Source organism: Arcobacter sp. L, from assembly GCF_000284235.1.
Lineage (GTDB): Bacteria > Campylobacterota > Campylobacteria > Campylobacterales > Arcobacteraceae > Aliarcobacter > Aliarcobacter defluvii.
Map to the genome: position 1 here is coordinate 1,209,952 of NC_017192.1, position 24,449 is coordinate 1,234,400.

A 24,449-nucleotide genomic window follows, 5' to 3' on the forward strand; every position below is an offset into this window, starting at 1 on the left:
AATTAATATCTTTTTCTATAAATTAAATCTAGGCTTTGAGTATCTTCTTCAAAGCCTAGTTCTATATTCCAAAGTTTTGTAAGTTCTCTCATCAAAATAAGCTCACCACCAGTTGATTTGTTTTTTAAAACTATTTTACTTCTTTGAGATATATTTTTACCTACATAAGTTTCTATATATTGAGTTGTTGGGTCATATTGAAAATACAACATATCAATTCCTAACTCTTTTGCGTAATCTTTTGATAATTCATTTAGTAAAAATAATGAAGCTTGAGATTGTTTACTTTGTGTATTTGTTTGTGCGTTACTAGAAAAAGTTGTACCAAAAATCAAATAAGATAAAATATCTTTTTGACTCATAACTGGTGTTGAAGTAAGATTTATTCTAGGTTCATTTAAACTTCCACTTATTATGATTGAAATATCTATATCATTTACACTATAAGTTGCGTGAATATCTAAAAGTGGATCAATTGGCTCTAATCCTCTAAAATAGATATTTGAATCTTTTATAGTATAAGATTTTCCAAGTTCTGTAAATGTTCCTGAAGTATCTTGAAGTGAACCAAAAATCTTAAGATCTTGATAAAAATCTTTTTTCAAAAATAAAATACTTGAAGCTTTTAAATCGATATTTTTAACTTTATAAGTTAAATTATCTGCAAAAATTGATAATTGCAAAGCAATATCTTCAAAAAAAGTATCTTTTTCTTTCTTGTTTTTATTTTTATAAACGATGATTATATCTTTATCTTTATTGATACTCACAGAGGGTGTTTCATAATTTATATAAAGTTTATTTGCTCTTACTTCTCCTGTAATTAAAACTTTATTTAGAGGATTAATTTGAACTAAAAGATTTGATGATAAGGAACCTTTTCCATAGTTATCATATGAAATAGCTAAATCTTTTGTATCTATTTTGATATTAAAATCTTCATTTTCTTTTGATGTTGAAATTAAAATATTATCAAAATCAAAATTTCCACTTAATGATTCAATATTTAAAATTGCTTGATTTTTTAATGAGAAATTTTTTTCAAAATTTATATCATAAATTTTTGAGATATAAAAATTTAGAGTATTAAAACTAATAAAATTATCTTTATAAGTTCCTTTTATATCTATTTTTTGGATTGCTTCTTTTTCAAAAGATATTTTAGAAGAATCTAGCTCAAAAGATATTTCAGAATTATCAATTTGAGCTTTTATATCTACTAAACCTTGTAAGTCTAATTTTGGCATTTCTAAGATGGTATTTAATTCTTTTTCAAAATCTTTTAACTCTTTTATTTGGGCTTTTATAGTTGTTTTTTCGTCTTTTATAGAAAAATCTGTTTCAAATGATTTTGAAGAAACTTTTCCTTTTATTTGCTCTTTATTTTTAAATAAATTTGTATTAATATCAAATGAATTATTTAAAACTAGATTTCCTTTTAGATTTAAATCATCTTCATATTCTGCACTTATTTTTCCTTTTAGATTTGAAATTTTTATCTTTTCATCAAGTTTATAAAAGTCATTTGGATTTATTTCTTTTATATTTAAATCAAAAAGATATTTTTTCAAATTTTTACTAGATATTGATAAATCTGCAAGTTTAGATTCAAGATTTATATCAAGTGAATTTTTTTTGTAAGTAGTATTTATATTTACATTACCAATAGAGTTTGGTTTTATATTTTGGTATGAAATCTCACTAATTACAGTTTTTGCTTTTATTAAGAAATCTTCTATTTTTGAACTATTTAGTTTTAATTCTATTTTTGATTTTTGTCTTAAAATATTTGATTTTAGATTTAAATCTGCAAAAATATCAATGTTATCATTATTAAATTTACTATTTCCTTCTAAATTTAAAGAGTCTATTTTGATATTTTCATCATTGATTTTTAAACTATTTGCTTCAAAATTATTTGTAAATTTTATCTCTTTTAGATTTCCTGATATTTGGCTTTTGATAAGCAAATCTTTTTGAAGATTTTTTAAAATATCTTTTTTTATTAAAGTATTTAAGTTTGAGTTGAAAACTAGACTATTTATATCATTGTTTTTTATACTTAGAGTTGCCTCTATATTTGAATTTATAAAATCATAATTTAAAATAGCATTTAGATTTGTAATATCAAGATTAAATGTTGAAAAGTCATAAGTTCCGGTTGTATTGATATTTTTTAAATCTATTGGTTTATTTGCTTTTAAAGTTAATTTTTCACTATTTATTTGAAAATTTATTTTCTCTAAATTTCCATTTGCTTCAAGATTAAAATTATTTGTTGTTAGATTTTCTATGATATTTTTATCTAAAAATTCTTTGATAAACTCTATATTTGATTTTAAAGTGTAGTTATTTTTATTTAGATTTATAAAAGCTGTTAAATTTGCTATATTTGATTTGGCACTAATCTCAAAATCTCCACTTAGATAACTATTTAAATCACTTGTTATATTTTTTGATTTTAAAAATAGTTCTTCTATTTTATAATCTTCATAAGAGTAGTTGTATATTGAAGCTTCAAGTTTTTTTATGATAAGTTTAAAAGGTAAATCAAAAGTAGTTTTTTCTTCTTGATTTTGTGTTGTCTCAAAAAGTTTGTTATCTAAAGTAATTCCATCTATTTTTAACTCTTTTATATATATTTCTTGAACTAATAAAGATAAAAGTTCTGGTTTTATATAAAAATCTTTTATTACTAGATTATTTTCATAGTTTAAATCTTTTATAGAAATACCACTATATAAAGTTCCTTTCAAACTTGTATATTTTAGAGGAACTTCTTTTGAAATATAATCAAATATCTTTTGAACAACAAAAGATGAGTTTATTAAATATAAAAAAGCTACTAAAAATAGTGTAATTATAGAAATAAATAAAAATTTTAAGATTTTCAAAATACTTGTCCTATTCCTATATGAAATACAAATCCACTATCTTCAAGTGGAAATCCAATATCAGCTCTTAATGGACCAATAGGAGTATAATATCTTAATCCAAATCCATAAGAATTATAAAAGTTATCATTGAATTTTTTAGGTTCTAAAGTTAACATCGTAGAATCAAAAAATGTAGCAATTCCTACATCTTTATAAACATTGTATTCAAACTCTAAACTGCTATCTATCATAGATAATCCTCCATAAGGATTATCATCACTATCAAGTAATCCTAACTTTTCATAAGAATAACCTCTATTACTATAATCTCCTCCTGCAAAGAAGTGTTTAAATATCGGTAAATCTTTATCAAGTGTTCCGATTTTTGTTTTTATTGAGGTTGTTAATTTATCAAATGTTTTTATATATCTTAATTGAGTCAGAGTTTTTATATAATCCTCTTCACTTAAAATCATTTTTGTACCATTTTCAATATAAAAAGAGAGATAATAACCATTTTTAGGATTTAAAATATCATCTCTTTTATCCAAAATAACTTCATAAAAAAGAGAGTTTAAAAGATAATTCCCACTTTTGTATTCTTCCAAAAGAGAATTTATATTACTATGTTCTAGTAAAAATCCAACTGTATGTGATAAACCAAAAAAGTCTTTAGATAAAGAAATTTTTTCTTCTATTTTTTCTTGCTCGTAACTTGTATAATCCATATTTTCATAGTTTATGTCATTGTTAAAAGATAAACCATCAAAGTAAAAATATGGATTATTTATATTGTTATAAAATTCATAACCATCTTCATTTATTTTTGTACCAATTGTAAGCTTTTTTAGATTTCCCCAAAAATTATCATTTTTATATTGGGCTTTAAATCTAGCTTTTGTATCTGTATCATAACCTATACCATAAGTAGTTTCTCTATAATCACCAAGTAAAAGCTTGATATTTACAGGAATAGTATCATCTTGTGTATCTATATTTTGTTCTATTGAAATATATTTATATATTCCAAAATTATAAAGATTTTCGTAGGTTTCATCAACAAGTAAAGAGTTATATAACTCTCCTTCTTTAAACTCTATTTTTTCTTTTATATAATTTTCATCAACTTTTGCATTGTTTTCTAAGCTAACTTTTCCAAAATATTGAGGTGCATTTTTTGTAACTTTATAAATAATATCAACTTTATAATCTTCCATATCAACATAAGCTTTTGCATCAAGTGAAGCCTTTGCAAAACTTTTTTCATGAAGATATTTTTTAATAGCTTTTTTTGAGTTTGTAAAGTTTGAAGCTTTGAAAAAATCACCAACTTTTAAATCAATAATATTTTTATATTCATTTTCTATTTCAATAGATGATATTTTTATTTGTTCATTCTTTTTTAGAGTAATTACTGCTTTGTCATCTTTGATTTCATAAGAAGTTTCAGCTTTATAAAAACCTAAACTTTGTGCATATTCATTTATAGATTCATTACAGATAATAATATCTTCTTTTGTAAAAGTTGGATTTTTTTGCCAAAATTTATAAAATGTAGGATATGAGATATTACAAACTTTTTCTAAATTGCTTTTTGAAAAATCGCTTATTACTAAATCCACATCACCTTCAAAATCCAAAGTTTTTATCTCATTTGCCAATATAAATATAGGAAAAATAATAAGTATTAAAATTTTTATAAACATCGTATCATATTAACATATCTAAACTAAAATCAGTTAAGCTCAATTTCTCGTATATCCACGTAACTTCCTGTTGTAAAGAGATCTATTTTTGATATTAAATTATCTAGTTTTTCAGCTGTTTCTTGTGGAGTTTGAATTATGCCATTATTTAATTTTTTTACTGATGGAAAAATTGTTTCATCAAGTTCAAATCTTATAAAATCAGTCATTGGTGTTTTTATAACTCCTGGAGCAACAGCTAAAATCTTTGTATTTTTCATTTCATTTGAGTATAAATTTACAAGTATATTAACTCCGGCTTTTGATAAAGAGTAAGCACCCCAACCAATATAGCCATTTTTTGAAGCACCAGAAGATATTATGATTATATTTTTAACTTCTAAAGTCATAAAAATATCTAAAAGTTCTTTGTTTGCATAAACATTTAAACTATAAACTTTATTTAGTTCTTCGATAGTTAAATCTTTTAATAGTTTGATTTTTCCTAACATTCCGGCATTTAAATAAACAGTTTCAAACTTATGAACATCACTTAAAATTGTTGTTAAATTTTTCTTAATTTCTGAAATTTTTGATAAATCAAAAGAAAAATGAGTGAAATTCTTATCTTCAATATCTGGTCTGTTTCGACTTATCCCAAAAACTTTAAAGCCTTTTTGTAAATAGAAGTTTGTAAGTGCAAGTCCAAGTCCTGAACTGCAACCAGTGATTAAAATATTTTTTTGCAAAATTCTGCCTTTTTTATTTTTTTTATTTTAGTAAAGCTTAGATTTTAGACAGTTTAGAAATCAAAAGAATTAAAAAAATAAATATAATTAATTTTTTAATTGAGGAAAAATATGAAAAATTTATATATTGTAAAATGTGGTTCGACTTTTGATTCAATAAAAGATGATTTTAGAGATTTTGAAGATTGGATAATAGAAAAATTAGAAGATAAAAATAGAGATATTTTTGTACTTGATGTTCAAAAAGATGATTTTTTACCAAATTTAGGTAAAAATGACGCAGTTATAATAACAGGTTCTCATAGTATGGTGACAAATGAAGAGTCTTGGAGTTTGAAACTTGAAAGTTGGCTTCCAAAATTGATAGATGAAGAAGTTCCTCTTTTGGCTATTTGTTATGGTCATCAATTATTAGCAAAGAGTTTAGGTGGAGTTTCAGGATATCATGAAACTGGGATGGAAATAGGAACGGTTGAGATTAGTTTAGATGAAAATGCAAAAGAAGATGAACTTTTTTCTAAATTAGAAAATAACTTCAAAGCTCATACAATTCACTCTCAAACAGTGTTAGAACTTCCAAAAAATGCAGTTAGATTAGCTTCAAATAATCATGATAAAAATCATAGTTTTAGAGTTGGAAGTTGTGCTTGGGGAGTTCAGTTTCATCCTGAATTTGATGAAAATATTATGAATCTATACATAAGTGAAGTATCAAAAAACAAAGATTTAGATGTAAAAGAACTTATTTCAAAAAGTGAAAATACTAAAACTTCAACTTTAATACTAAAAGAGTTTGAAAGATTGTTTTTATAGGACAATCTTTCTTAATAACACATATAAAATATATAAAAAAATAATTGGCAATAAAATAGTTTGAAATACAAAAACAATAATCAAATCAATCATATAATTGCTTGAATTATCAACTGCATTTTTATAATCATCAACTTTCTTTTCATAAAAATTTATATCGAATTTTTCAGTGATTTTGTCAAAAAATGAACTCTCTTCTTGTTTTTGTTTTATAGTTTCTTGATTTATTTTACTTACATCATCAGTAACTTTTAAAATATTTTCATTTAAAGTTTCTATGTTGTATTGAGGTTTTACAAAATAGTTGTAAGAAATTTCATTTACATAGCCAATCATTGGAATAGAAAATCTTAAAAATAGAAGAATAAAAGTAATTCTAAAAAAGATACTTCTTATTTTTTCATCATTTGTAAATCTTTTGAATAACCAAATATTGAAGATGATAATAAAAGCGATTAATATGTAGTTAAATATCTCATTTGTTACAAAATTTAGTAAAATTTTTTGAATACCAAGTGATACTAAACTAGCTAACATTACAAAAGAAAATTGCTCAACCAAATCATTTATTGGGTCAAGTATTTGTCCAATTGCAACAGTGACAAAAGGTAAATCAAGCTCTGTTCCTTGAGCTAGTGAAATCACACCATTTAACGCTTTTGCACTTCCAAATACAATAATAGCTTGTTTAAATGAGTCATTTATTAGTTTTTTTGAACTTTCATCAATAGTAAATGAAGTAGCAACTGCTAAAGCAATCAAAGTAAAAAATAGTAAAATAAGTTTGTTTATGTTGTTTAAAATAAATGTTTTCATAAAATGGATTATACAAAAATAAAGGATAAATTATGCAAACTATTATGATATTGATATATGTTGTTCTTTTTATCTTAGCTTTGATTCTGAGTTTTGCTAGTGTGAAGTATTTTGTAACTATGTGGAAATTTAAAAATAGGAAAAAAGATGGAAGTGAAGATGATGATTTTAAGAGGTTTGATTGATTTTTTGTTAATTTAATCTCTTCAAAATCTCTAAACTTTTTATGTCAAACTTTGAAAATGCAAACCATTTCTTACCTAAATCTTTAATGCTTGCTCCTAAATGATAAACTTCATTTTTATCAATAATTAAAAATCTATCATGAGAACTTTTGAACTGTATAAGTTCTATATTTTGGTATTGAGTTTGATATTTTTTAAAATCTAGTTTTAGCTGTTTTGTAATATTTGATGTGTAAATTTGAACTTTAATATTTGGATATTTTGAAAATATTGTAAAAATAGTTTCATCTATATAATTATCAATCAAAATTACTTCATCAATTGCACTTTTTAGTAAATCATTTATAAAAACATAAGCATCAAATATTTGTCCATCATAAAATATTCCTTGTTTTGGTTTTAGAGTTTTATCTTCTAAAGCTTTAAATAATTTATCAAAGTTTTCATCATGGATATTTAATCTTTGTTCTATTCTTTCAAATCGTTCAAACATAGAGATATTTTGTGATATTAGTTTTCTCATTTCAACAAATGTTCTTATAATTTTTATACTTATATTTATAGCTGTTTCACTTCTTAAAATTGAACTTAGCATAGATACCCCTTGTTCTGTAAAAACATAAGGCAAACTTCCACCTAAATGTTGTTTAGATGGTATCGCATTTTGCGATACCATAAAATCTACTTCATTTTCATTAAGCTGAAACATAAAATCAGTAGGAAATCTATCAATATTTCTTTTTACTTGTTCTCTAAGTCTTATTGATTTTACTCCATAAAGTTCTGCTAAATCTTTATCTAACATAACTTGATGGTTTCTTATATTGTAGATTTTGTTTTTTATATTATTTTCATTTATTATAAGTTCTTGCATATTTTAGCCTTTTGAATTTATGAAAGAATTATATATATTTTTTTGATTAATAACTAAAAATATTACAATTTGTTATTTTGTACTAATCAATATTTTAATTTTCTTTTAATTGAAAAGATTAGTTGATAAATTAACAAAACTTGCATTATATTAAATAAGAGTTTACCAATGCTGAATGTTTCTTTATCAAAAAAGTATATAGATTTAGCTATTTTATCCCATAATTCACCTACACCTGAAAATAAATAAGATAATGAATAATCATTTGTACATAATACATTAAAGAATGATGTAATTATTAATAGAATTAGTGGTCTAAACCAACTTTCTCCAAAATTTGATGTAAATTTTGCAAATCCAGCAACTATAAAATTTTGAATAGTAGAAACTCTATTTTTTCTTTTTTTAAGATTTAGTAAAAGTTCTTTATAGTAGCTATCCATTTCTTGTTTATACATTTCATTCATATTGATAAAATCATCTTTTTCAGTAAAAATTTTCTTTAAAAATCTAAAATATTCTCTATCAGCTTTTTTTACAGTTACATTTTGGTAAAAAAACTTTTTAATATCATCTAAAAAAATTGTTGCATTATTTTCAATATTTTTAATATCTAAGTCTTGAAATATCCCCTCTTTAATACGAAAATTATTAAAAATTATAGTTTGTATATTTAATGAAATTAAACTTATAGAATTAGTTTGTATATTTTTAATTTCTAGCTTTTCAATATTACTATTTTTTAATTCTAAAGTATTGAGACGATTTGTAGCTATTTCTAAGTTATTAATTTTCTTACTATCCCAAATATAAATATTTTCGATATATAATGAATTTAGATTTAATGTCTTTTCTATTACACAGTTACTAAAATTAATAGTTTTTGATTCAATATAGTGAAAATAAAAATTATAAAAGGTACAGTTTGTAAATTGAGCAAGATCTCCAAAACTTTTAGTTTGACCAGCTTCCCAAAACAAATAATTTTCTTCCAGTATATAATCACTATTTTGAAATTCTTTAGTAAAAAAAAGGTGTTTTATAGGAAATGGTGGAAATATAATATCTATAAACATAAAGAAATCTTTTGCTGATATATTTAATAATCGAATTTTTTTCCAAAATAAAGGATCGTTTATTTCATCCCAAATTTCTTTTTTACAATGAAGAATACAAGTACTTTGATTATTAAAAACTTCTAAATTACAATTACTATGACTACATTTTTTAGTTTCATCTATTTCTGAGTTCATTAAATACCTTTATAAATTTTAATCTTTTAATTTATCATATTTAATTTAATGTTTTTTAAAATCATTTTTATTATTTTAAATAAACTTATTAATAATCATTCTATCAAAATGAGATAAAAAGTAAGTTGATGATAAAATCCCTTTATGAAATTAAAAAGAGTATTAAAAAAAGAGTTTTATATAACACTATTTATCAAGCAAAACAAATGGCACAAATATGGAGTTTTACTACATACTTTAGCTGTTGCGATTCATACTTTTAAAGCTAAAAAATATAAGATGATACCAGCAGCATTTTTACATGATATTGGAAAACCTTATGTTGCATATCAAAATGAAAAAGATAAAAAAACAAAAGAGTATTCTTTTCATAATCACGAAGAGATAAGTTATCATATTATTAAAAACTGGAATCTTTCTGATTATACAAAAAATCTGGTACGTTATCATTATTTACTAAGAGGTATGCAAAAAGCAGAAGAAAGAAATCTTTTAGGCGTTTATAAAAGGATGAAAAGAAGTTTTGATAAACTTGATGATAATTTTATTGAAGATTTAAAACTTTTTATGAAGTTTGATGATATGGGCAAAGTAAGTTTTTTCAAAACTAAAGATAATATTTAAGCTATTTAAAATTTTTTTAGATATAATCAAAACCATTATAGAAATAGAAGAGAAAACTTGCAATTTACAATAACAGATAAAATAAAAAAATTAGAAATAGAAGATATAAAAGAGAATCTTTTTCATTATTCATACGATAACAAAAGTTTAAAGGCTTTAGTAAAAAACAATACCTCAAAAGAAGATATTTCATACATTTCAGCTTATAGTAGTTTCAAAGGTGAAATTTATGAAAATATAATCTATGAATTATTACTTCAATACACTTTAGAACAAGAAGAAATCACAAGATTTGTATTAAAAGGTCCATATCAAGATAAAGAGAATCTTTTTATAAAAAGTGGACTTTTAATAGATAGTAGTTCTCAAATAGTTTATAAATCAGCTTACAAAGATATTAGTGAATTTGATGCACTTTTTTTTACAAAAGATAGCCTTTATTTTGTGGAGATGAGTACATCTAAAAAAACGGCAAGTTTAAATAAAAGATTAGTAAAAAAATATGCACTTTTAAAGATGATTTTTCCAACTTTAAATATTAAAGCTTTGATAGTTGTGACAGAAGGTTCTGTTGGTCTTAAAAATTTTCCTTCTTATGCAACAATTTGGATAACAAAAGATTTAGATGATGAAGATTTGATAGAAAAGATAATTTTTGCAAAAAAAGTAAAAAATGATGTTCAAACCCTAAAAGCTCCTACAAATAAAAAATATATTGAAGCTTGTAAAATAAAATATAAAAAGTTCCAATATTTTCCAACTTTAGAATGGATTTTAAATACTTCAAGACAAAACCCAAAATTTAAAGTTGATTTAAAATTCTTTTCATCTGCAAAATTAGGACTTTTCTTTGATATTTATACAAAACTTTATATTGGATATATTACAACAGAAGAATTTTTAGATCTTTATAAAGAATTTAATTTACAAGTAAAAACAAATAGAATCATAGTTACTATTGAAAAGGTAAATCAAAGTGAACTAGATATTGTTTATTATGTAAAAGAAGTAAATGGAAAATTAAAAAGAGTAAGACTTGAAGAAAATAATATTTCTATAAAAGATAAAGAACTTGATGGTTTTACAAATGCAGAAGTTAGATTTTTTATGAAGATTTTAGAAGAAAAACATCATTTGAATCCAAATGATATAAAACATATACAAAATAATATCTCTCTAATAAAATAAAAATATGGTATAATTTACCTTAAAAATTTAAAAAGGATTAACTTTATGAACTTAAACGACTCCTATCGTAGGTGTGGCTTATTTATTTCTTCTTTAGGGGCTAAAAAATGACCCTTTTATTTACCTATCTTATCATTGCATTATTTGTTTCTTTTTTATGTTCGATACTAGAAGCTGTTTTACTTTCTAGCACTTCATCTTATATAGAGTCTTTATCAAAAAAAGATAATACATCATCTGCTGTTGAATTATTAAAAGATTTAAAATCAAATATTGATAAACCAATATCATCTATTTTGATATTAAATACCTTTGCTCATACAATGGGAGCAGCTGGTGTTGGAGCACAAGCTCAAATACTTTTTGGTCAAGAGATGGAAACAATTATTGCTGTTTTATTAACTTTAGCAATTTTGTATTTTTCAGAAATTATACCAAAAACAATAGGTGCTGTGTATTGGAAAAAACTTTTAATTCCATCAGCATATTTGATTAATTTCTTTATAAAAATAACTTATCCATTAGTTTGGGTTTCTATGTTTATTACTCATCTTATTTCAAATGGAAAAACGAAAGAGTCAAATTTCTCAAGAGATGAGATTATGGCAGCAGTTACTATGGGTGAAAAAGAGGGTTCTATTCTTTCTAAAGAGAGTGCTTTAATTGAAAATCTTTTTAAACTTAAAAACATAAAAACACAAGATATTATGACTCCAAGAAGTGTGGTTTTTGCTTTTAAATCAACAACAAAAGTTGAAGATGCAATTGAAGATGATAAGATGTATGTTCATTCAAGAATACCAGTTTATGATGAAACAATAGATGATATAGTTGGAATAGTATTTAACCAAACTATTTTGGAAGAGAGTGTTGAAGAAAGAGATGATACTATTTTAAGAGATATTATGGTTCCAGTTCATAAAATATCTGAAAATGTACCTGTTTCATCACTAATTGATCAATTTATAAATAGAAAAACACATCTTTTTATTGTTGAAGATAATTATGGACAAACAAGTGGAGTTGTAACTTTAGAAGATGCTATTGAAACACTTTTAGGAGTTGAAATAGTTGATGAAATGGATGAAGTTGAAGATATGCAAGTTTTAGCAAAAAATAGATGTAAAATCCAAAATAAAATGTTTATAGACAAAAAAAGAATAGAAAAAAAATTAGACTTGCAAAAACAAGCCTAATTTTTTAGAACATAAGTTTCTCTTGAATCTTATCGTAGTTATAAATATCTTCTCTAAATTGTAATTTCCCGTTTTCATCTACAAATGAAGTTAAATATATGATGTGAACGGGAATTTTTTTACTCAATCCTATAGCTTTTTCTTTTTCAGTTTCTTCACTTAATATTTGATTTACTCTTTCTGAATTTATAGTTTTATCTTCATTTAAAATTGTTGAAAGTAATTCTTCTGGTTTAGAAAGTCTTATACAACCATGAGAATAAGCTCTTCTTGCATTGTTAAATAAAGATTTAGCAGGTGTATCATGTAAATAAACAGCATGTTTATTTGGAAACATAAATTTCATTCTTCCAAGTGGATTTTCATCACTTGGTCCTTGTGTAAATCTAAAATTTGGAACAGAATCAATATCTTGTAAAATTAAAGTATCTAAAACTTCTGTTGTTTCAACTTTTTCAGAATCTTTATGCCAACCTTGATAAATATCAATACCTTTTGATGCTAAATAATTTGGATCTTTAAGAAGTTTTGGAAGTATCTCTTTTTTTGTAATACTTTCAGGAATATTCCAATTTGGATTTAAAACTATATATGACATTTTATCTGAGAAAATTGGAGTGGGATGTTTTCTTTCTCCTACAACAACTGCCATATTTAGTTTTATATCATTATTTTCAATCATTCTTAATCTATATTCAGGGATATTAATAAGAATATATTTATCTCCAAAATTTCTAGGAAGCCAACGCATTCTTTCTAAATTTAATCTGATTTGTTCAATTTTTTCTTTTGCACTTTTATTTAAAAATTTTTGAGTTTGAAGCCCTACAATTCCATCCGCGAAAAGCCCATGAGTTTTTTGAAAAGAGATAACAGCATTTTTTAAATCTTCATCAAAAATTTCTTCACAAGGAACACTTTCTTTCTCTTCAATTTGTTCTGTGGCTTGTTCTTCAATACTATTTGTAACTATATTTTCAGTATTTATAACATTTTCGCAAGTTTTATTTAAATCTTTACTTTGTGCTAATCTTTCCCTCAATATCTTTACTATTTCAGATTGATCACCAATTCTTAGAGTTTTAAATTCTGGTAATTTTATATAATCACCATTTTGAATGATAGTTTCTAAATCTGAAATTGCATTTATAAGTTTTTGTGCATTTGGATATGTAAAATCTAACTCTTTAAATGCCAATGATAAATCATTGTTTTCAATGGCAAGTTTTAATAACTCTTTAGGATTTCTTTTGATTTCATATCTATCCCATTGAGCATTAATTTCATCATCTTTTTCAAGTTCAGTAAGTTTTTCTTGAAAAGCCTTCCAATTTATAGAACCATTTAATAAATAAAAAGCATATTTATCATAAAGTTCAGTCATCATAAACTCAATTCTTAACATACTATCAATATAATTCTCATTTGATTTATCTAAAGAATTTAAACTGTTAATAACTTCATTAAATTTAAAAATTTTTGAGATATGAGCTTGTAAAACAGGATCATTTTTGATTTTTTCTAAAAGATTTAATGCAATATCTTTTATCTTTGCTTTTTCATCTATCCAATATGGTTTATATTGATTTATTTGGTAATAATCTTTCAATACTTTTTTATTGATTAAGAAAGTTGAATAATCTTTATCTAAAAGTCTTTTTATATTTTGTTCAAAAGAAATTTCTTGTTTATCTTTATTTTGTTCTTCTAAAGTGTCTGAAAATATAAAATTATTTATTAAAAATATAGAAACAATAATAAACTTTAGCCTATTCATAAAACAGTCTCCAATTCTTATATGTAAATTCAAAGTTTGTAAAATATCTAAAAAATCATTAAAAATTGCAATAAAAAAATATATTTTATTATGAATTTAAGAATATACTAAAATTATGACAAATGTACTATCTTTTTATAGGGTATTTTATATCTTGTTCTATTTTCATCATATGCACATTTTACTTGATATTCAACCATTTCTTCAAAAGGCTTCAAAAAATTTCCTAAAAAATCATTTGAAATTTCTTCCATTTTTTGGTTATTTAATTGTTCTAAAACACAAAGAGTCGATTCAATTGTAGATAAACAATATTGATTTGGTTGAGTTTTTATTTTAAATTGTGATGATTTATCATGTTCAAAACTTATCTTTTTTAGATTTTGTAGATTCTTGCTAAGTCTTAGTATCTTTTTTGAACAAGGCCATGTTGAATCAATAATAAATATCAAAGATTTTTTATCACTTGGCAATTTTTGTGTATTTAATTTTATACTATTTGTATCAGGATATAAAACATAAGCTTCATAATCTTCATTTTTTAAAAGTTCATTTACTCTCTTGTGATTTGTAAAATCAATTCCAACATGTAACTCACAATTTTCTAAGGAGTTATTTGTCATATGTCCTGTACCATTTTTTGTTTTTCTAAACTCTTTTGGATGCATCAAAATGACAAATTTTGTATTTGTTTTTATTGGAGTTATTAGATGTTCACAAATGCAAGAAGATTTTGGTCTATAACATTTATAACAGATTTCTCTAGGATTCTCAATTTGCAATATTTATACTTTCTTATGGGCTTTTTTCTATTTAATTTGATATTATATTATTAAAATTTTTAAAGGCTGATTTTGGAAATAATACAAAGAGATACCAATTTTGCAAAAGCATTTTATTTTTTTGCATTTATATTTTTAGTTGTTTATGCTTTAAATAGTTTAAGCTCAATTTTAACACCAATTGCAATAGCTATTTTGATTTGGTTTTTAATTAATGCATTAGCTTCTCAAATCAAAAAGATACCTTTTTTAAGCCCAAAAATAGCCAATACTATTGCTATCCCTTTATCTTTGATTTTAATAGTTTATTTTATGATAGAAATAGGTAGTTTTATAACTTCAAGTATGATGGAATTAAGTTCAAGTATTTCTCAGCTTGATGGAAAAGTAAATGCTTTAATTGCAAAATTAACGCTTATGACATCTATTGATTTTACGACTCCTTTACAAAAGTTTTTCCAAGAATTTAGTCTTTCTAGTGTAATAAATAAAGTTATTGCTGCTTTTAGTGCAATTTTTTCAAATCTTATACAGATATTTTTATATGTACTTTTTTTATTGATAGATCAGCAATTTTTTAGGGCAAAATTGGATGCACTTTTTCCTAAAAAAGAGAATAATGAAAGAGTTGAACATATTTTAACTTCTATTTCAAAAGGAGTAAGGACTTATATTTTTATAACAACTTCTATTAGTTTAATTACAGGTTTTTTAACCTATTTGATTTGTGAAATGTTCTCTTTACAAGGTGCAGTTTTATGGGGATTTATTGCTTTTGTTTTAAATTTTATTCCAACTATTGGAAGTATTATTGCAGTTTTAATTCCAACAATTTTTGCTTTAATCCAATTTCCTTTAATATCAGATGTTCTATTTTTAGCTTTATCTTTAGTTGTAGTTCAATTTGTAATTGGAAATATAATTTATCCAAAACTTATGGGAAATAAATTAAATATTTCTCAGTTTGTTGTAATTTTATCTTTGGTTATTTGGGGTGCTATGTGGGGAACTATTGGAATGTTTTTATCAGTTCCTTTGATGATGATTTTATTGATTATTTTATCTCAATTTGATAGTACAAGAAGTTTAGCTATTTTAATTTCAGGTGATGGTACAATTTTTGATAAGAAATAGAGTTAATCTCTATTTTTTACCGTGACCTGTATTTCCAAAGTTTGCTCTATCTAAAAATTCATCAAAGTTTTTTCCACCAAGATTATAAGCTTTTCCAAAACCAAAAACAGCTTCTCCATAAAAAGGAGTAAATTCAAAAAGATAAAAATCTCCCATTTTATGAAGCATTGTTATCATCTCATTTCCAAATTTTTTACTAAATTGCTCTAAAATCTCTTTTTCTTCATTTGTATTTTGTTCTAATCTTTTAGTTGTACACTGAATTGATACTCTTTTTTTTGCAAAGATATTTTTACAATCTTGTTCATCTTCACAAAAAAAGATTGAAGAGTTTGGATTTTTTGTTAAGTTTGAAGAGTGTTTTGCCATCAATGATAAATAAACATAATATTTATGATTTATTTTAACAAATGGAGCATAAGATGAAAAAGGATTTCCTTTATCATCTAAAGAGCTAATAGTCAAACTTTTTATTGGTTCTAAAAATTCATCTAAACTATTTATCATAATTGTTCCTGCCATAAAAGTTCTAACTTAACATTGTAAATATCACTTCTTTTTGGTTTTATAAATAACTCTTCGATTGGAAAATTTGAACTTAAATTAGTAGAGTTGATTTTCTCAATTTCATTTTCGAGCATTGTTTTTAAACTGTTTCTTTGTTCTTCCAATTGATTTATTTCATTTTGTACATATTTAACATCATTTTTTTCTTTTAAGATTTTTGTAGCTCCTCTTGCACTGGTTGCTACTTTTCCAAGAGTTGTTGCTGTTGAACTCTTTCCAAAAAATGCACCTAAGATTGAAGTTCCTATTGAAATTATTGTATCAGTTGTTGTTGATGTTGCTTGTTGTTCTTCTCGTTCAAGTTTCTCATAAAGTTTTGATAATTTATTTTCTATTGAATCATTCTCTTTTTGAAATTTTGTTTGAAGTTTTTCAACTTCTAAATCAATTTTTTCATTTAATCTATCTTGTAATCTAATTTTAAAATCACCTAAACTTTCATTTTGTTTTGAAGTAAGTTTTAACTCATCATTTTTATAAAGTGTAAGTTTAGAATTTCTATATATATAATCAACAAAATCTTTTTCAATAGTTTTTAACTCTTTTTCACTTTGAATAAAAGTTGGTAATTCATAATAGTGTGAATTTGGTCTCTCTTTTGTTTCAAAATTAGAGTTTTCTACTTCTTCTTTTTCATCAAAGTTTATATTTTTCATCTCTTCATCAAGATATATTTTGCAAGTTTCTGTTGTTTCTAAATCTATATTTTTAGTGCTATTTATATAATGAATATCACAAGAACAAATTAAATAAGGTTGTAAATAATAAGCACTATTTTGAGAACCATAAAGATATTTTTCATTTAGATTTGATGTAATTATAGGTTTAGCAATACCTTTTTCTATATTTATTTGAGTAATTGTATCTTCATTTTTTTCTTCTTTTTTAGAAGATGAATTAGTTCTTTTATTACTCATTAGTTTTTTTATTCCATCTTTTGGAATAGGACCTTTTAGATAAGATAAAGCCCATCTAGTTTGAAAGATTTTTATTCCATCTTCATTTATATTTTTAAGAATAAAATTTCTTTTTTCAAGACTAGATATAAGATTCATTATCTCATCTTTATCTAAATTTCCTTCATTTGCACTACTTAATCCATCTATTACTTTTTCTTTATCTTGTTTTGTTTGAAGTCGTCCTATAAACCAAGTTCCAATATTTGCTAGACCTTTATAATCAATATCAACAGGATTTTGAGTAGATAAAATAATTCCAATACCAAAACTTCTTGCTTGTTTTAGTAGAGTAAGCATTGGTTGTTTTGATGGTGGATTTGCATTTGGTGGGAAATATCCAAAAATTTCATCCATATAAAGTAGGGCTTTAAGTGAAGTAGTTCCTTCTTGTCTTCTCATCCAAGAAACCATTTGATTTAAAAGAAGACTTACAAAAAACATTCTTTGGCTATCGTTTAGATGCGCAATCGAAAAAATAGAAACTTTAGCTTTTCCATTTTCATCATAAAGTAGGTTTGAAATATCTAAAGTTTCGCCCTCTATCCAAGTTTTAAAAGATGGATTTGCAATAATTGTGTTTAATTTCAGTGCAAGTTTTAATCTCTCACTTTGAGCAAAAAATGTCTCTAAATCAAAAATTCCAATTTTTGCAAATGGTGGAGTAACTATCAAAGTGATTAGTTCTTCTAAAGTTAAATCTTTACTTTGAGTAAAATAGTTCATAAAAATTGAAGAAATTAATATTGATTCTTTTGAAGATGAATCATTTTGTTCTGCAATTAAAGATAAAATAGATGAAACAGTTGAATTTACAAGTGAAATTAATAAATCATTATCTTCTAAAACCTCTTTTGAAGGAGCTTTAAATGATGATAAAATTGATATTTGAACACCTGCATTGCTTCCTGGAGTATAGATAGTAAAATCAGCAGAATTTTTTAATTTTTCAATTCTTGAAGAGTTTTGAAAATCATTTTCAAGTCCAGTTTTCCAAAGATTTGCAGTGTTTATTGCAAATTCTTTTAACGTTTGTCCATTATTTTGAGCATCTTGTTCTTCAATCCAAGGTTCAAAATCACTTCCTTGTAGATTTGGAAAAGTAAGAAGTAAGTTTGTCATATCACCTTTTGGGTCAATAATAATTGAAGGAATATTATCAATAGCAGCTTCTTCTAATAAGGAAATACCAAGTCCAGTTTTTCCACTTCCTGTCATACCAATAATTGCAGCATGTGTTAATAAATCTTTGTTTTTATAGACTAAAGGAACAAAACTATTTTCAACTTTTTGTTTTCCTATATAAAAAAGTTTTAACTTTTCATAGTCAATTGTACTATCCATAATAGACCTTTTTTCAAATTAAGTTCATTTATTATATCAAAAAAAAAGTGAATGCCAATTTGACATTCACTTAAAAAAATAGAAATAAAAAATACTATTTATTATTTTCTTGACTATTTTCTTGAATTTTCTCTTTTTCTTTTCTCTTTGCTTTCATTTTATTAAGTGCAAGCTTTCTCATATCAGCTGTTGTGTCTAATTCATCCATAATTTCTAAACCAAGTAAAGTCTCAATACAATCTTCTAAAGTTACAATTCCTTCTGTTTGATTGTATGAATCATGAACAATAAACATATGCTCTTTTTTTTGAATGAACATATTCAAAGCTTTTGCAACATGTATATTTTGATGAAGTGAAAAAACAGGTTTCATAATATCTTCAAGATTTTTATCACCTTCTGTTAAAGCTTGTTTAAAAATTTTTTTAGTTAAAACAATTCCTACAATATTGTCAATATTACCTTCATATACGGGAACTCTTGAAAATTTAAATGTTCTTTTATCTTCTACAATATCTTTTATTAAACTATTTTTTTCTATTGCATAAACAACAGAACGAGGAGTTAAAATATCTTTTAACTTTATACTATTTAAAGTAAGTGTATTTTCTATTATTTGAGATTCTAAATCTCCAATAATTCCTTCTTCTTCACTTAAAAGTGTAGAGTGGATTAACTCTTCTCTTGAAATAGAATCATTTGATTCTTTTCCAATTTTATTAGTAACAAATTGAGTTATTATAATAATTGGATAAGTAATAAAAATAAAAAAGTTTATAAGTCTTGGTGCATAAGGAGCTAATTGCTTCCAATAAACTGCTCCAATTGTTTTTGGAATAATTTCAGCAAAAAATAGAATCATAAATGTTAAAACAATTGAGACAATCATAACTAAACTACTATTTCCTTCAAAAACATTTTGAGCTTGAACTCCAATTGCAGTTGCTCCTAAAGTATTTGCTATAGTGTTTAAAATAAGAATTGAAGCAATAGATTTATCAATATCTGTTTTTAATTTTTTTAATAATTTTCCAGCAGTAGGATTGTTTTTTTCTAAAACTGAAATATAAGAAACATTTGTGGATAAAAGAATAGATTCTAAAATAGAACATAAAAATGATGTACCAATAACAGCAATAAATAGTAAGATTAAAATTTCCATTTTTTCTCACTTTTAACTAAACTTTGCCTCGGGGAATTATCTTCCAAGCAGGACTCCTTTTTTAAATCGATATAATTTGTAACTAATAATATCAAAATAAACTTAATAAATAAATTTTTTTTTGAAAAAAAATGATTTTTTATAGTATAATAAGCTTAATAAACAAGTTTTTATTATAAGGAGGTTATCATGGAATATGGATTAATACCAAAAATAGATCAGTATAGTGATAATAAAGCTTTAGAAATGCAAAAAGTTCAACCTTCTTCAAATTCATCTGAAATTAGAGATAAAGAGAATTTAAAGCAAATACAACAAGAAACTATAGTAAAAGCAAAAGAAGCTTCAGATGTAAAAGAAGCAAAAAATGAAACAACAACTTCTTCAAATAAATATGAAGTTGTTTTATCTAATACAAACTTTGGATACAATGTCTCTTCAAAAGATTTTTATGTAAAAGTATCTCGTGGTAGTGTTGAAAATCAATATCCTACAGAAGAAATGATGAAGATGAAAGCATATATGCTGAGTTTAAGTGAGGAAGCTGTTACAGCTTAGAAAAATCAGGTAGAGTTTTACTACCTGATTTTTTTATTTAATTCTAAAAGTATCTCTTTTGCTTTAAAGTATTTTTCTTTTTCTTCAAAATCTACTGTATCTAAAAGTGGAATATATTTTTCAAAAGCAATCCAAACTTTTTTGTGACTTTCTGGTCTTTTTTTGATATAAAAAAGAGCAAGTGCAGTTGCTCCATTTATTAAACCTTTTAATACAAGTGATTTATTTATTTCGCCTTGTTTTTTATAAAAATTCCAATCATCTTCAAGTAATTCATGAGCTTCAACAAAATAGCCATTTTCTATTGCAAAAATAAATCTATCAATTGCTGTTTTTTGATTGAAAATATTATAATCTATTTTCATTTTTCATTTATCTCTTTGTCAAGATAGTAACCTGTATAAGAACCTGAGTTTTTATGATTTTGTGCTAAAAATTCTGGAGTTCCCTCATCTACAACTTTTCCACCTTTGTTTCCACCTTCAGGTCCAATATCTATAACCCAATCAGAATTTTTGATAACATCAAGATTATGTTCAATTACAAGCACAGAATTTCCAAGTTCTACTAAGTGATGTAAAACTTTTGTTAATCTATCAACATCAGCAAAGTGTAAACCAGTAGTTGGTTCATCTAAAACATATAGCGTATTTCCAGTATCTTTTTTACTTAATTCTTTACTTAGTTTAATTCTTTGTGCTTCTCCACCACTAAGTGTTACAGCATTTTGTCCTAAAGTTATATATCCAAGTCCAACATCACTTAATGTTTGAAGTTTTGCTTTTAGTTTTGGAACTTTTGCAAAAAACTCTAATGCTTCATCAACACTCATATTTAAAACATCAGAAATATTTTTACCTTTGTACATAATCTCTAAAGTTTGTGCATTATATCTATGCCCATGACAAGCATCACATTTCACCATAATATCAGGTAAGAAGTGCATTTCTATTTTTATTTCACCTTCACCTTGACATTTTTCACATCTTCCACCTTTTACGTTAAAAGAGAATCTTCCTATTTTATAACCTCTAAGCATTGCTTCTTTTGTTTTAGCAAATAAATCTCTTATATCATCCATAAGTCCAGTATAAGTTGCTGGATTACTTCGTGGAGTTCTACCTATTGGACTTTGGTCAAGATAGATAACTTTATCAAGTTTTTCAAGACCTTCAATTTCTACACCATCTACTTTTTTTACTTTTTTAGCTCTATTTAAAAGTTCTTTTGCAACAGGAAGTAAAGTTTGAAGTATCAGTGAAGACTTACCACTTCCACTAACTCCTGTAATAGCACATAAGTTTTTTAGTGGAATTTTTACATTAAGATTTTTTATATTATTTATATTTACATTTTTTATTTCTATAAACTCTTCTTGGGGACGATTGTGAACATAATCAATCTTTTTTGTTCCTGTTACATATTTTGCAGTTAGAGTTTTTGCTTTATTCATCTCTTTTAAAGTTCCAGCAAAAACTATTTCTCCACCAAATTTACCTGCATTTGGTCCAATATCAACTATATAATCGGCTGCTTGAATAGTTTCTTTATCATGTTCAACTACAATAACAGTATTTCCTTTTTCTTGTAAGGCTCTTAAAGTTTTGATTAGTTTATTTGTATCTCTTTCATGTAAACCAATAGATGGTTCATCAAGTACATACATAACTCCTGTAAGTCCTGAACCAATTTGCGAAGCAACTCTTATTCTTTGAGCTTCTCCACCTGAAATTGTTCTTGCATCTCGTCCTAAAGTTATATATCCTAGTCCAACATCATATAAAAAATAAATTCTCTCTTTTATCTCTTTTAAAATAGGTGCTGCAATCATTTTATTTTGTTCATTTAAATAAGAGAAATTTTTTTCATCTTGGAAAAAAGCATGAGCTTCTTCAATAGGAATATTTAAAATATCAGGAATAGTTCTATTTGCTACAAAAACACTTTGTGATGAAGGTTTTAGTCTATTTCCATTACAAGCATCACATTTTTTTTCTGTCATGTATTCGCTCATCTCTTTTTCATCTTTTATCATATCATAAGCTAATTTTACTATCCCATCCCATTTTCGTACCAGTTTATGTTTTTTCCAAAAAAAAGTCACTTCATCAACAGTTCCATGCAAAATAGCTTTTTTTTGATGCTCTTCTAAAGATGCAAAAGGAATTTTAATATTTATATTGTTTTGTTCACAAAAAGCTAAAAGCATTTTAAAATAAAAACCTTTATTAAATCCATAGATGATTTTAATAGCACCATTTTCTATTTCTAAATCTTCATCAATTACTTTTTTCATATCTAATGCGTATCTTATTCCTAAACCATCACAAGATGGACAGGCACCTTTTGGTGAGTTAAATGAAAAAGATAAAGGTTCAAGTGGTTCAAAAGAGATTTTACAATTAAAACAAGCCATATGTTCAGAATAATGTATAAACTTTTCAGTTCCTACTTCTTCATGGTTCATAATTTCAATTTCAAGTTCACCAAAACTCTCTTTTAAACCTTTCTCAACATCTTGAGCAATTCTTTCTTTATTTTCTTCTTTTACTGTAAGTCTATCTATTACAACTTTGATAGTATGCATTTGAGTTTTAGCTAATTCTATATCTTCATCAAGTCTTACCATAACTCCATCAACCATAGCTCTTACATAACCTTTGTTTTTAAGGCTTTCAAGTAAATCTGCAAAAGTTCCTTTTTTTCTATTTACTAAAGGAGCAAGTATTACGATTTTTGATTCATTTGGAAGAGATAAAACTTGATTTATTACATCACTTGCACTCATTTGAGAAATAGGTTGCCCACATTGGTGACAATGTTGTTTTCCAACTCTGGCATATAAAAGTCTAAAGTAATCATAAACTTCTGTAATTGTTCCGACAGTTGAACGAGGATTTTTTGAAGTTGTTTTTTGGTCAATTGCAATCGCAGGAGTTAAACCTTCTATTCTTTCAACATCAGGTTTTCCAACTTTATCCAAAAATTGTCTAGCATATGAAGAAAGAGACTCAATATATCTTCTTTGACCTTCTGCATATAATGTATCAAAAGCCAAAGTTGATTTTCCTGAACCACTAAGTCCTGTAAATACAATTAGCTTATTTTTTGGTATTTCTAAATTTATATTTTTTAGATTATTTTCTTTAGCATTAAATATTTTTATAGTATCTGTCATAGTTTTGCCTTTAAAATTTTGAAGCTGATATTATAGGATAGATATATATAATTGTCTATTAAAGGCATTTAGTTTATTAAGAAAAAAGATGCTATATAAAATATAATTATAAGTATATAAGGTATATGATGTTTTCATAAATAACTATATTACAAAGGAGATAATATGCATATTTATATAATTCATGGCTATTCTGCATCCGTTGAAGCACATTGGTTTTCTTGGTTAAAAGAGAAATTAGAAGAAGAAAATGAAGTTACAATTATAGACTTACCAACTCCTCAAAATCCAAATCCAAAAGAATGGAATGACGCTTTAAAAGAACAAATTAAATTCATTGATAAAAATTCATTTTTTATAGCTCATAGTTTAGGTTGCATTAGTTTACTCAAGTTTTTATCAGAAAGCAAAATTGAAGAAAAAATTGCAGGATATATGCTAGTTTCTGGTTTTAATGAATCTTTACCTAGTTTAAAACAATTAGATCATTTTTTAGAAAAAAGATTAGATTATAAAAAATTAGAAAAAATAACAGATAATAAAATTGTTATTGGCTCAAATGATGATTATATTGTGCCAGTTGTATTGACACAAAGACTTGCTTTTTTATTAAGTGCAAATTTTATTTGTCTTGAAAAAGGAGGACACTTTTTAGATAGAGATGGTTATACTAATTTTCCTCTTTTATTATCAGAATTTAAAAAAATAAAATTCAATGAATAGAATAAAAAT

General features: G+C 24.6%; 21 protein-coding genes. 8 read left to right on the forward strand and 13 right to left on the reverse strand.

From position 1 onward, the window contains the following. Positions 1-2: 2 nt before the first annotated feature. The 3 genes from ABLL_RS06040 to ABLL_RS06050 all read right to left on the reverse strand — a co-directional run bounded on the left by ABLL_RS06040 (position 3) and on the right by ABLL_RS06050 (position 5,310). On the reverse strand, positions 3-2,894 hold the full coding sequence (locus ABLL_RS06040; RefSeq protein WP_014473892.1) for a translocation/assembly module TamB domain-containing protein: 2,892 nt from the start codon (positions 2,892-2,894) through the stop codon (positions 3-5). Then, the gene (locus tag ABLL_RS06045; protein ID WP_158310004.1) at positions 2,891-4,537 is read right to left on the reverse strand and encodes an autotransporter assembly complex family protein; all 1,647 of its coding nucleotides are present in this window, start codon (positions 4,535-4,537) and stop codon (positions 2,891-2,893) included. Before ABLL_RS06045 ends, ABLL_RS06040 begins: the two co-directional genes overlap by 4 nt. Positions 4,538-4,611: 74 nt before the next feature. Next, positions 4,612-5,310, reverse strand: a complete 699-nt coding sequence (locus ABLL_RS06050; protein WP_014473894.1) for an SDR family NAD(P)-dependent oxidoreductase — start codon at positions 5,308-5,310, stop codon at positions 4,612-4,614. A gap of 111 nt (positions 5,311-5,421) precedes the next feature. On the opposite strand from ABLL_RS06050, the gene ABLL_RS06055 reads away from it, so the two are divergent. Further along, the gene (locus tag ABLL_RS06055; protein ID WP_014473895.1) at positions 5,422-6,123 is read left to right on the forward strand and encodes a glutamine amidotransferase; all 702 of its coding nucleotides are present in this window, start codon (positions 5,422-5,424) and stop codon (positions 6,121-6,123) included. On the opposite strand, the gene ABLL_RS06060 is transcribed toward ABLL_RS06055, so the two are convergent. Then, positions 6,118-6,939 carry a hypothetical protein gene (locus tag ABLL_RS06060; protein WP_014473896.1) on the reverse strand — a complete coding sequence of 274 codons (822 nt, stop codon included), beginning with the start codon at positions 6,937-6,939 and terminating at the stop codon, positions 6,118-6,120. The two genes, ABLL_RS06055 and ABLL_RS06060, sit on opposite strands and share 6 nt — an antisense overlap. Before the next feature lie 32 nt (positions 6,940-6,971). Between ABLL_RS06060 and ABLL_RS15100 the strand changes: the two genes are divergently transcribed. Further along, positions 6,972-7,124 carry a hypothetical protein gene (locus ABLL_RS15100; RefSeq protein ID WP_014473897.1) on the forward strand — a complete coding sequence of 51 codons (153 nt, stop codon included), beginning with the start codon at positions 6,972-6,974 and terminating at the stop codon, positions 7,122-7,124. A gap of 7 nt (positions 7,125-7,131) precedes the next feature. Here ABLL_RS15100 and ABLL_RS06065 read toward each other — a convergent pair whose 3' ends face one another. Then, on the reverse strand, positions 7,132-7,998 hold the full coding sequence (locus ABLL_RS06065; RefSeq protein ID WP_014473898.1) for an ORF6N domain-containing protein: 867 nt from the start codon (positions 7,996-7,998) through the stop codon (positions 7,132-7,134). Positions 7,999-8,084: 86 nt separating this feature from the next. After that, the gene (locus tag ABLL_RS06070; protein ID WP_014473899.1) at positions 8,085-9,251 is read right to left on the reverse strand and encodes a hypothetical protein; all 1,167 of its coding nucleotides are present in this window, start codon (positions 9,249-9,251) and stop codon (positions 8,085-8,087) included. A gap of 144 nt (positions 9,252-9,395) precedes the next feature. On the opposite strand from ABLL_RS06070, the gene ABLL_RS06075 reads away from it, so the two are divergent. The 3 genes from ABLL_RS06075 to ABLL_RS06085 all read left to right on the forward strand — a co-directional run bounded on the left by ABLL_RS06075 (position 9,396) and on the right by ABLL_RS06085 (position 12,259). Next, positions 9,396-9,875 (forward strand): HD domain-containing protein, encoded by a 480-nt coding sequence (locus tag ABLL_RS06075; protein ID WP_014473900.1) that lies wholly within the window; start codon positions 9,396-9,398, stop codon positions 9,873-9,875. A gap of 57 nt (positions 9,876-9,932) precedes the next feature. Beyond that, the gene (locus ABLL_RS06080) at positions 9,933-11,063 is read left to right on the forward strand and encodes a hypothetical protein (RefSeq protein WP_014473901.1); all 1,131 of its coding nucleotides are present in this window, start codon (positions 9,933-9,935) and stop codon (positions 11,061-11,063) included. 107 nt (positions 11,064-11,170) lie between these two features. After that, on the forward strand, positions 11,171-12,259 hold the full coding sequence (locus tag ABLL_RS06085; protein ID WP_014473902.1) for a CNNM domain-containing protein: 1,089 nt from the start codon (positions 11,171-11,173) through the stop codon (positions 12,257-12,259). Between the two features lie 4 nt (positions 12,260-12,263). Here the strand turns inward: ABLL_RS06085 and ABLL_RS14665 are convergent, their stop codons facing one another. Both ABLL_RS14665 and ABLL_RS06095 read right to left on the reverse strand, forming a co-directional pair. Further along, positions 12,264-14,036 carry a murein L,D-transpeptidase gene (locus tag ABLL_RS14665; protein ID WP_014473903.1) on the reverse strand — a complete coding sequence of 591 codons (1,773 nt, stop codon included), beginning with the start codon at positions 14,034-14,036 and terminating at the stop codon, positions 12,264-12,266. A gap of 113 nt (positions 14,037-14,149) precedes the next feature. After that, positions 14,150-14,818: a tRNA-uridine aminocarboxypropyltransferase gene (locus ABLL_RS06095; RefSeq protein ID WP_014473904.1), complete on the reverse strand. Its 669-nt coding sequence runs from the start codon at positions 14,816-14,818 to the stop codon at positions 14,150-14,152. A gap of 72 nt (positions 14,819-14,890) precedes the next feature. On the opposite strand from ABLL_RS06095, the gene ABLL_RS06100 reads away from it, so the two are divergent. Then, on the forward strand, positions 14,891-15,952 hold the full coding sequence (locus tag ABLL_RS06100; protein ID WP_014473905.1) for an AI-2E family transporter: 1,062 nt from the start codon (positions 14,891-14,893) through the stop codon (positions 15,950-15,952). 9 nt (positions 15,953-15,961) lie between these two features. Here the strand turns inward: ABLL_RS06100 and ABLL_RS06105 are convergent, their stop codons facing one another. The 3 genes from ABLL_RS06105 to ABLL_RS06115 form a co-directional block, all read right to left on the reverse strand. Further along, the gene (locus tag ABLL_RS06105) at positions 15,962-16,459 is read right to left on the reverse strand and encodes a HugZ family protein (protein WP_014473906.1); all 498 of its coding nucleotides are present in this window, start codon (positions 16,457-16,459) and stop codon (positions 15,962-15,964) included. Then, the gene (locus tag ABLL_RS06110) at positions 16,456-18,819 is read right to left on the reverse strand and encodes an ATP-binding protein (protein WP_014473907.1); all 2,364 of its coding nucleotides are present in this window, start codon (positions 18,817-18,819) and stop codon (positions 16,456-16,458) included. Before ABLL_RS06110 ends, ABLL_RS06105 begins: the two co-directional genes overlap by 4 nt. 94 nt (positions 18,820-18,913) lie before the next feature. Next, positions 18,914-19,981, reverse strand: coding sequence for a CNNM domain-containing protein (locus ABLL_RS06115; protein ID WP_014473908.1), 1,068 nt, complete (start codon positions 19,979-19,981; stop codon positions 18,914-18,916). A gap of 189 nt (positions 19,982-20,170) precedes the next feature. On the opposite strand from ABLL_RS06115, the gene ABLL_RS06120 reads away from it, so the two are divergent. Next, entirely contained in the window at positions 20,171-20,539 is a 369-nt protein-coding gene (locus ABLL_RS06120) for a hypothetical protein (RefSeq protein ID WP_014473909.1), read from the forward strand. Between the two features lie 20 nt (positions 20,540-20,559). On the opposite strand, the gene ABLL_RS06125 is transcribed toward ABLL_RS06120, so the two are convergent. Continuing rightward, a complete protein-coding gene (locus ABLL_RS06125; RefSeq protein WP_014473910.1) occupies positions 20,560-20,904 on the reverse strand; it encodes a DUF309 domain-containing protein in 345 nt (114 codons plus the stop codon). After that, the gene (uvrA, locus tag ABLL_RS06130; protein ID WP_014473911.1) at positions 20,901-23,717 is read right to left on the reverse strand and encodes an excinuclease ABC subunit UvrA; all 2,817 of its coding nucleotides are present in this window, start codon (positions 23,715-23,717) and stop codon (positions 20,901-20,903) included. Before uvrA ends, ABLL_RS06125 begins: the two co-directional genes overlap by 4 nt. A gap of 165 nt (positions 23,718-23,882) precedes the next feature. Between uvrA and ABLL_RS06135 the strand changes: the two genes are divergently transcribed. Continuing rightward, on the forward strand, positions 23,883-24,440 hold the full coding sequence (locus ABLL_RS06135) for an alpha/beta hydrolase (protein WP_014473912.1): 558 nt from the start codon (positions 23,883-23,885) through the stop codon (positions 24,438-24,440). Positions 24,441-24,449: the final 9 nt, after the last annotated feature.

Coding starts and splice junctions, on each gene's coding strand:
- ABLL_RS06120 (WP_014473909.1), top strand. CDS start 20,171: ATGGAATATGGATTAATACCAAAAATAGATCAGTATAGTGATAATAAA.
- ABLL_RS06135 (WP_014473912.1), top strand. CDS start 23,883: ATGCATATTTATATAATTCATGGCTATTCTGCATCCGTTGAAGCACAT.
- ABLL_RS06075 (WP_014473900.1), top strand. CDS start 9,396: ATGAAATTAAAAAGAGTATTAAAAAAAGAGTTTTATATAACACTATTT.
- uvrA (WP_014473911.1), bottom strand. CDS start 23,717: ATGACAGATACTATAAAAATATTTAATGCTAAAGAAAATAATCTAAAA.
- ABLL_RS06085 (WP_014473902.1), top strand. CDS start 11,171: ATGACCCTTTTATTTACCTATCTTATCATTGCATTATTTGTTTCTTTT.
- ABLL_RS06060 (WP_014473896.1), bottom strand. CDS start 6,939: ATGAAAACATTTATTTTAAACAACATAAACAAACTTATTTTACTATTT.
- ABLL_RS06125 (WP_014473910.1), bottom strand. CDS start 20,904: ATGAAAATAGATTATAATATTTTCAATCAAAAAACAGCAATTGATAGA.
- ABLL_RS06115 (WP_014473908.1), bottom strand. CDS start 19,981: ATGGAAATTTTAATCTTACTATTTATTGCTGTTATTGGTACATCATTT.
- ABLL_RS06110 (WP_014473907.1), bottom strand. CDS start 18,819: ATGGATAGTACAATTGACTATGAAAAGTTAAAACTTTTTTATATAGGA.
- ABLL_RS06065 (WP_014473898.1), bottom strand. CDS start 7,998: ATGCAAGAACTTATAATAAATGAAAATAATATAAAAAACAAAATCTAC.
- ABLL_RS06055 (WP_014473895.1), top strand. CDS start 5,422: ATGAAAAATTTATATATTGTAAAATGTGGTTCGACTTTTGATTCAATA.
- ABLL_RS06070 (WP_014473899.1), bottom strand. CDS start 9,251: ATGAACTCAGAAATAGATGAAACTAAAAAATGTAGTCATAGTAATTGT.
- ABLL_RS14665 (WP_014473903.1), bottom strand. CDS start 14,036: ATGAATAGGCTAAAGTTTATTATTGTTTCTATATTTTTAATAAATAAT.
- ABLL_RS06105 (WP_014473906.1), bottom strand. CDS start 16,459: ATGATAAATAGTTTAGATGAATTTTTAGAACCAATAAAAAGTTTGACT.
- ABLL_RS15100 (WP_014473897.1), top strand. CDS start 6,972: ATGCAAACTATTATGATATTGATATATGTTGTTCTTTTTATCTTAGCT.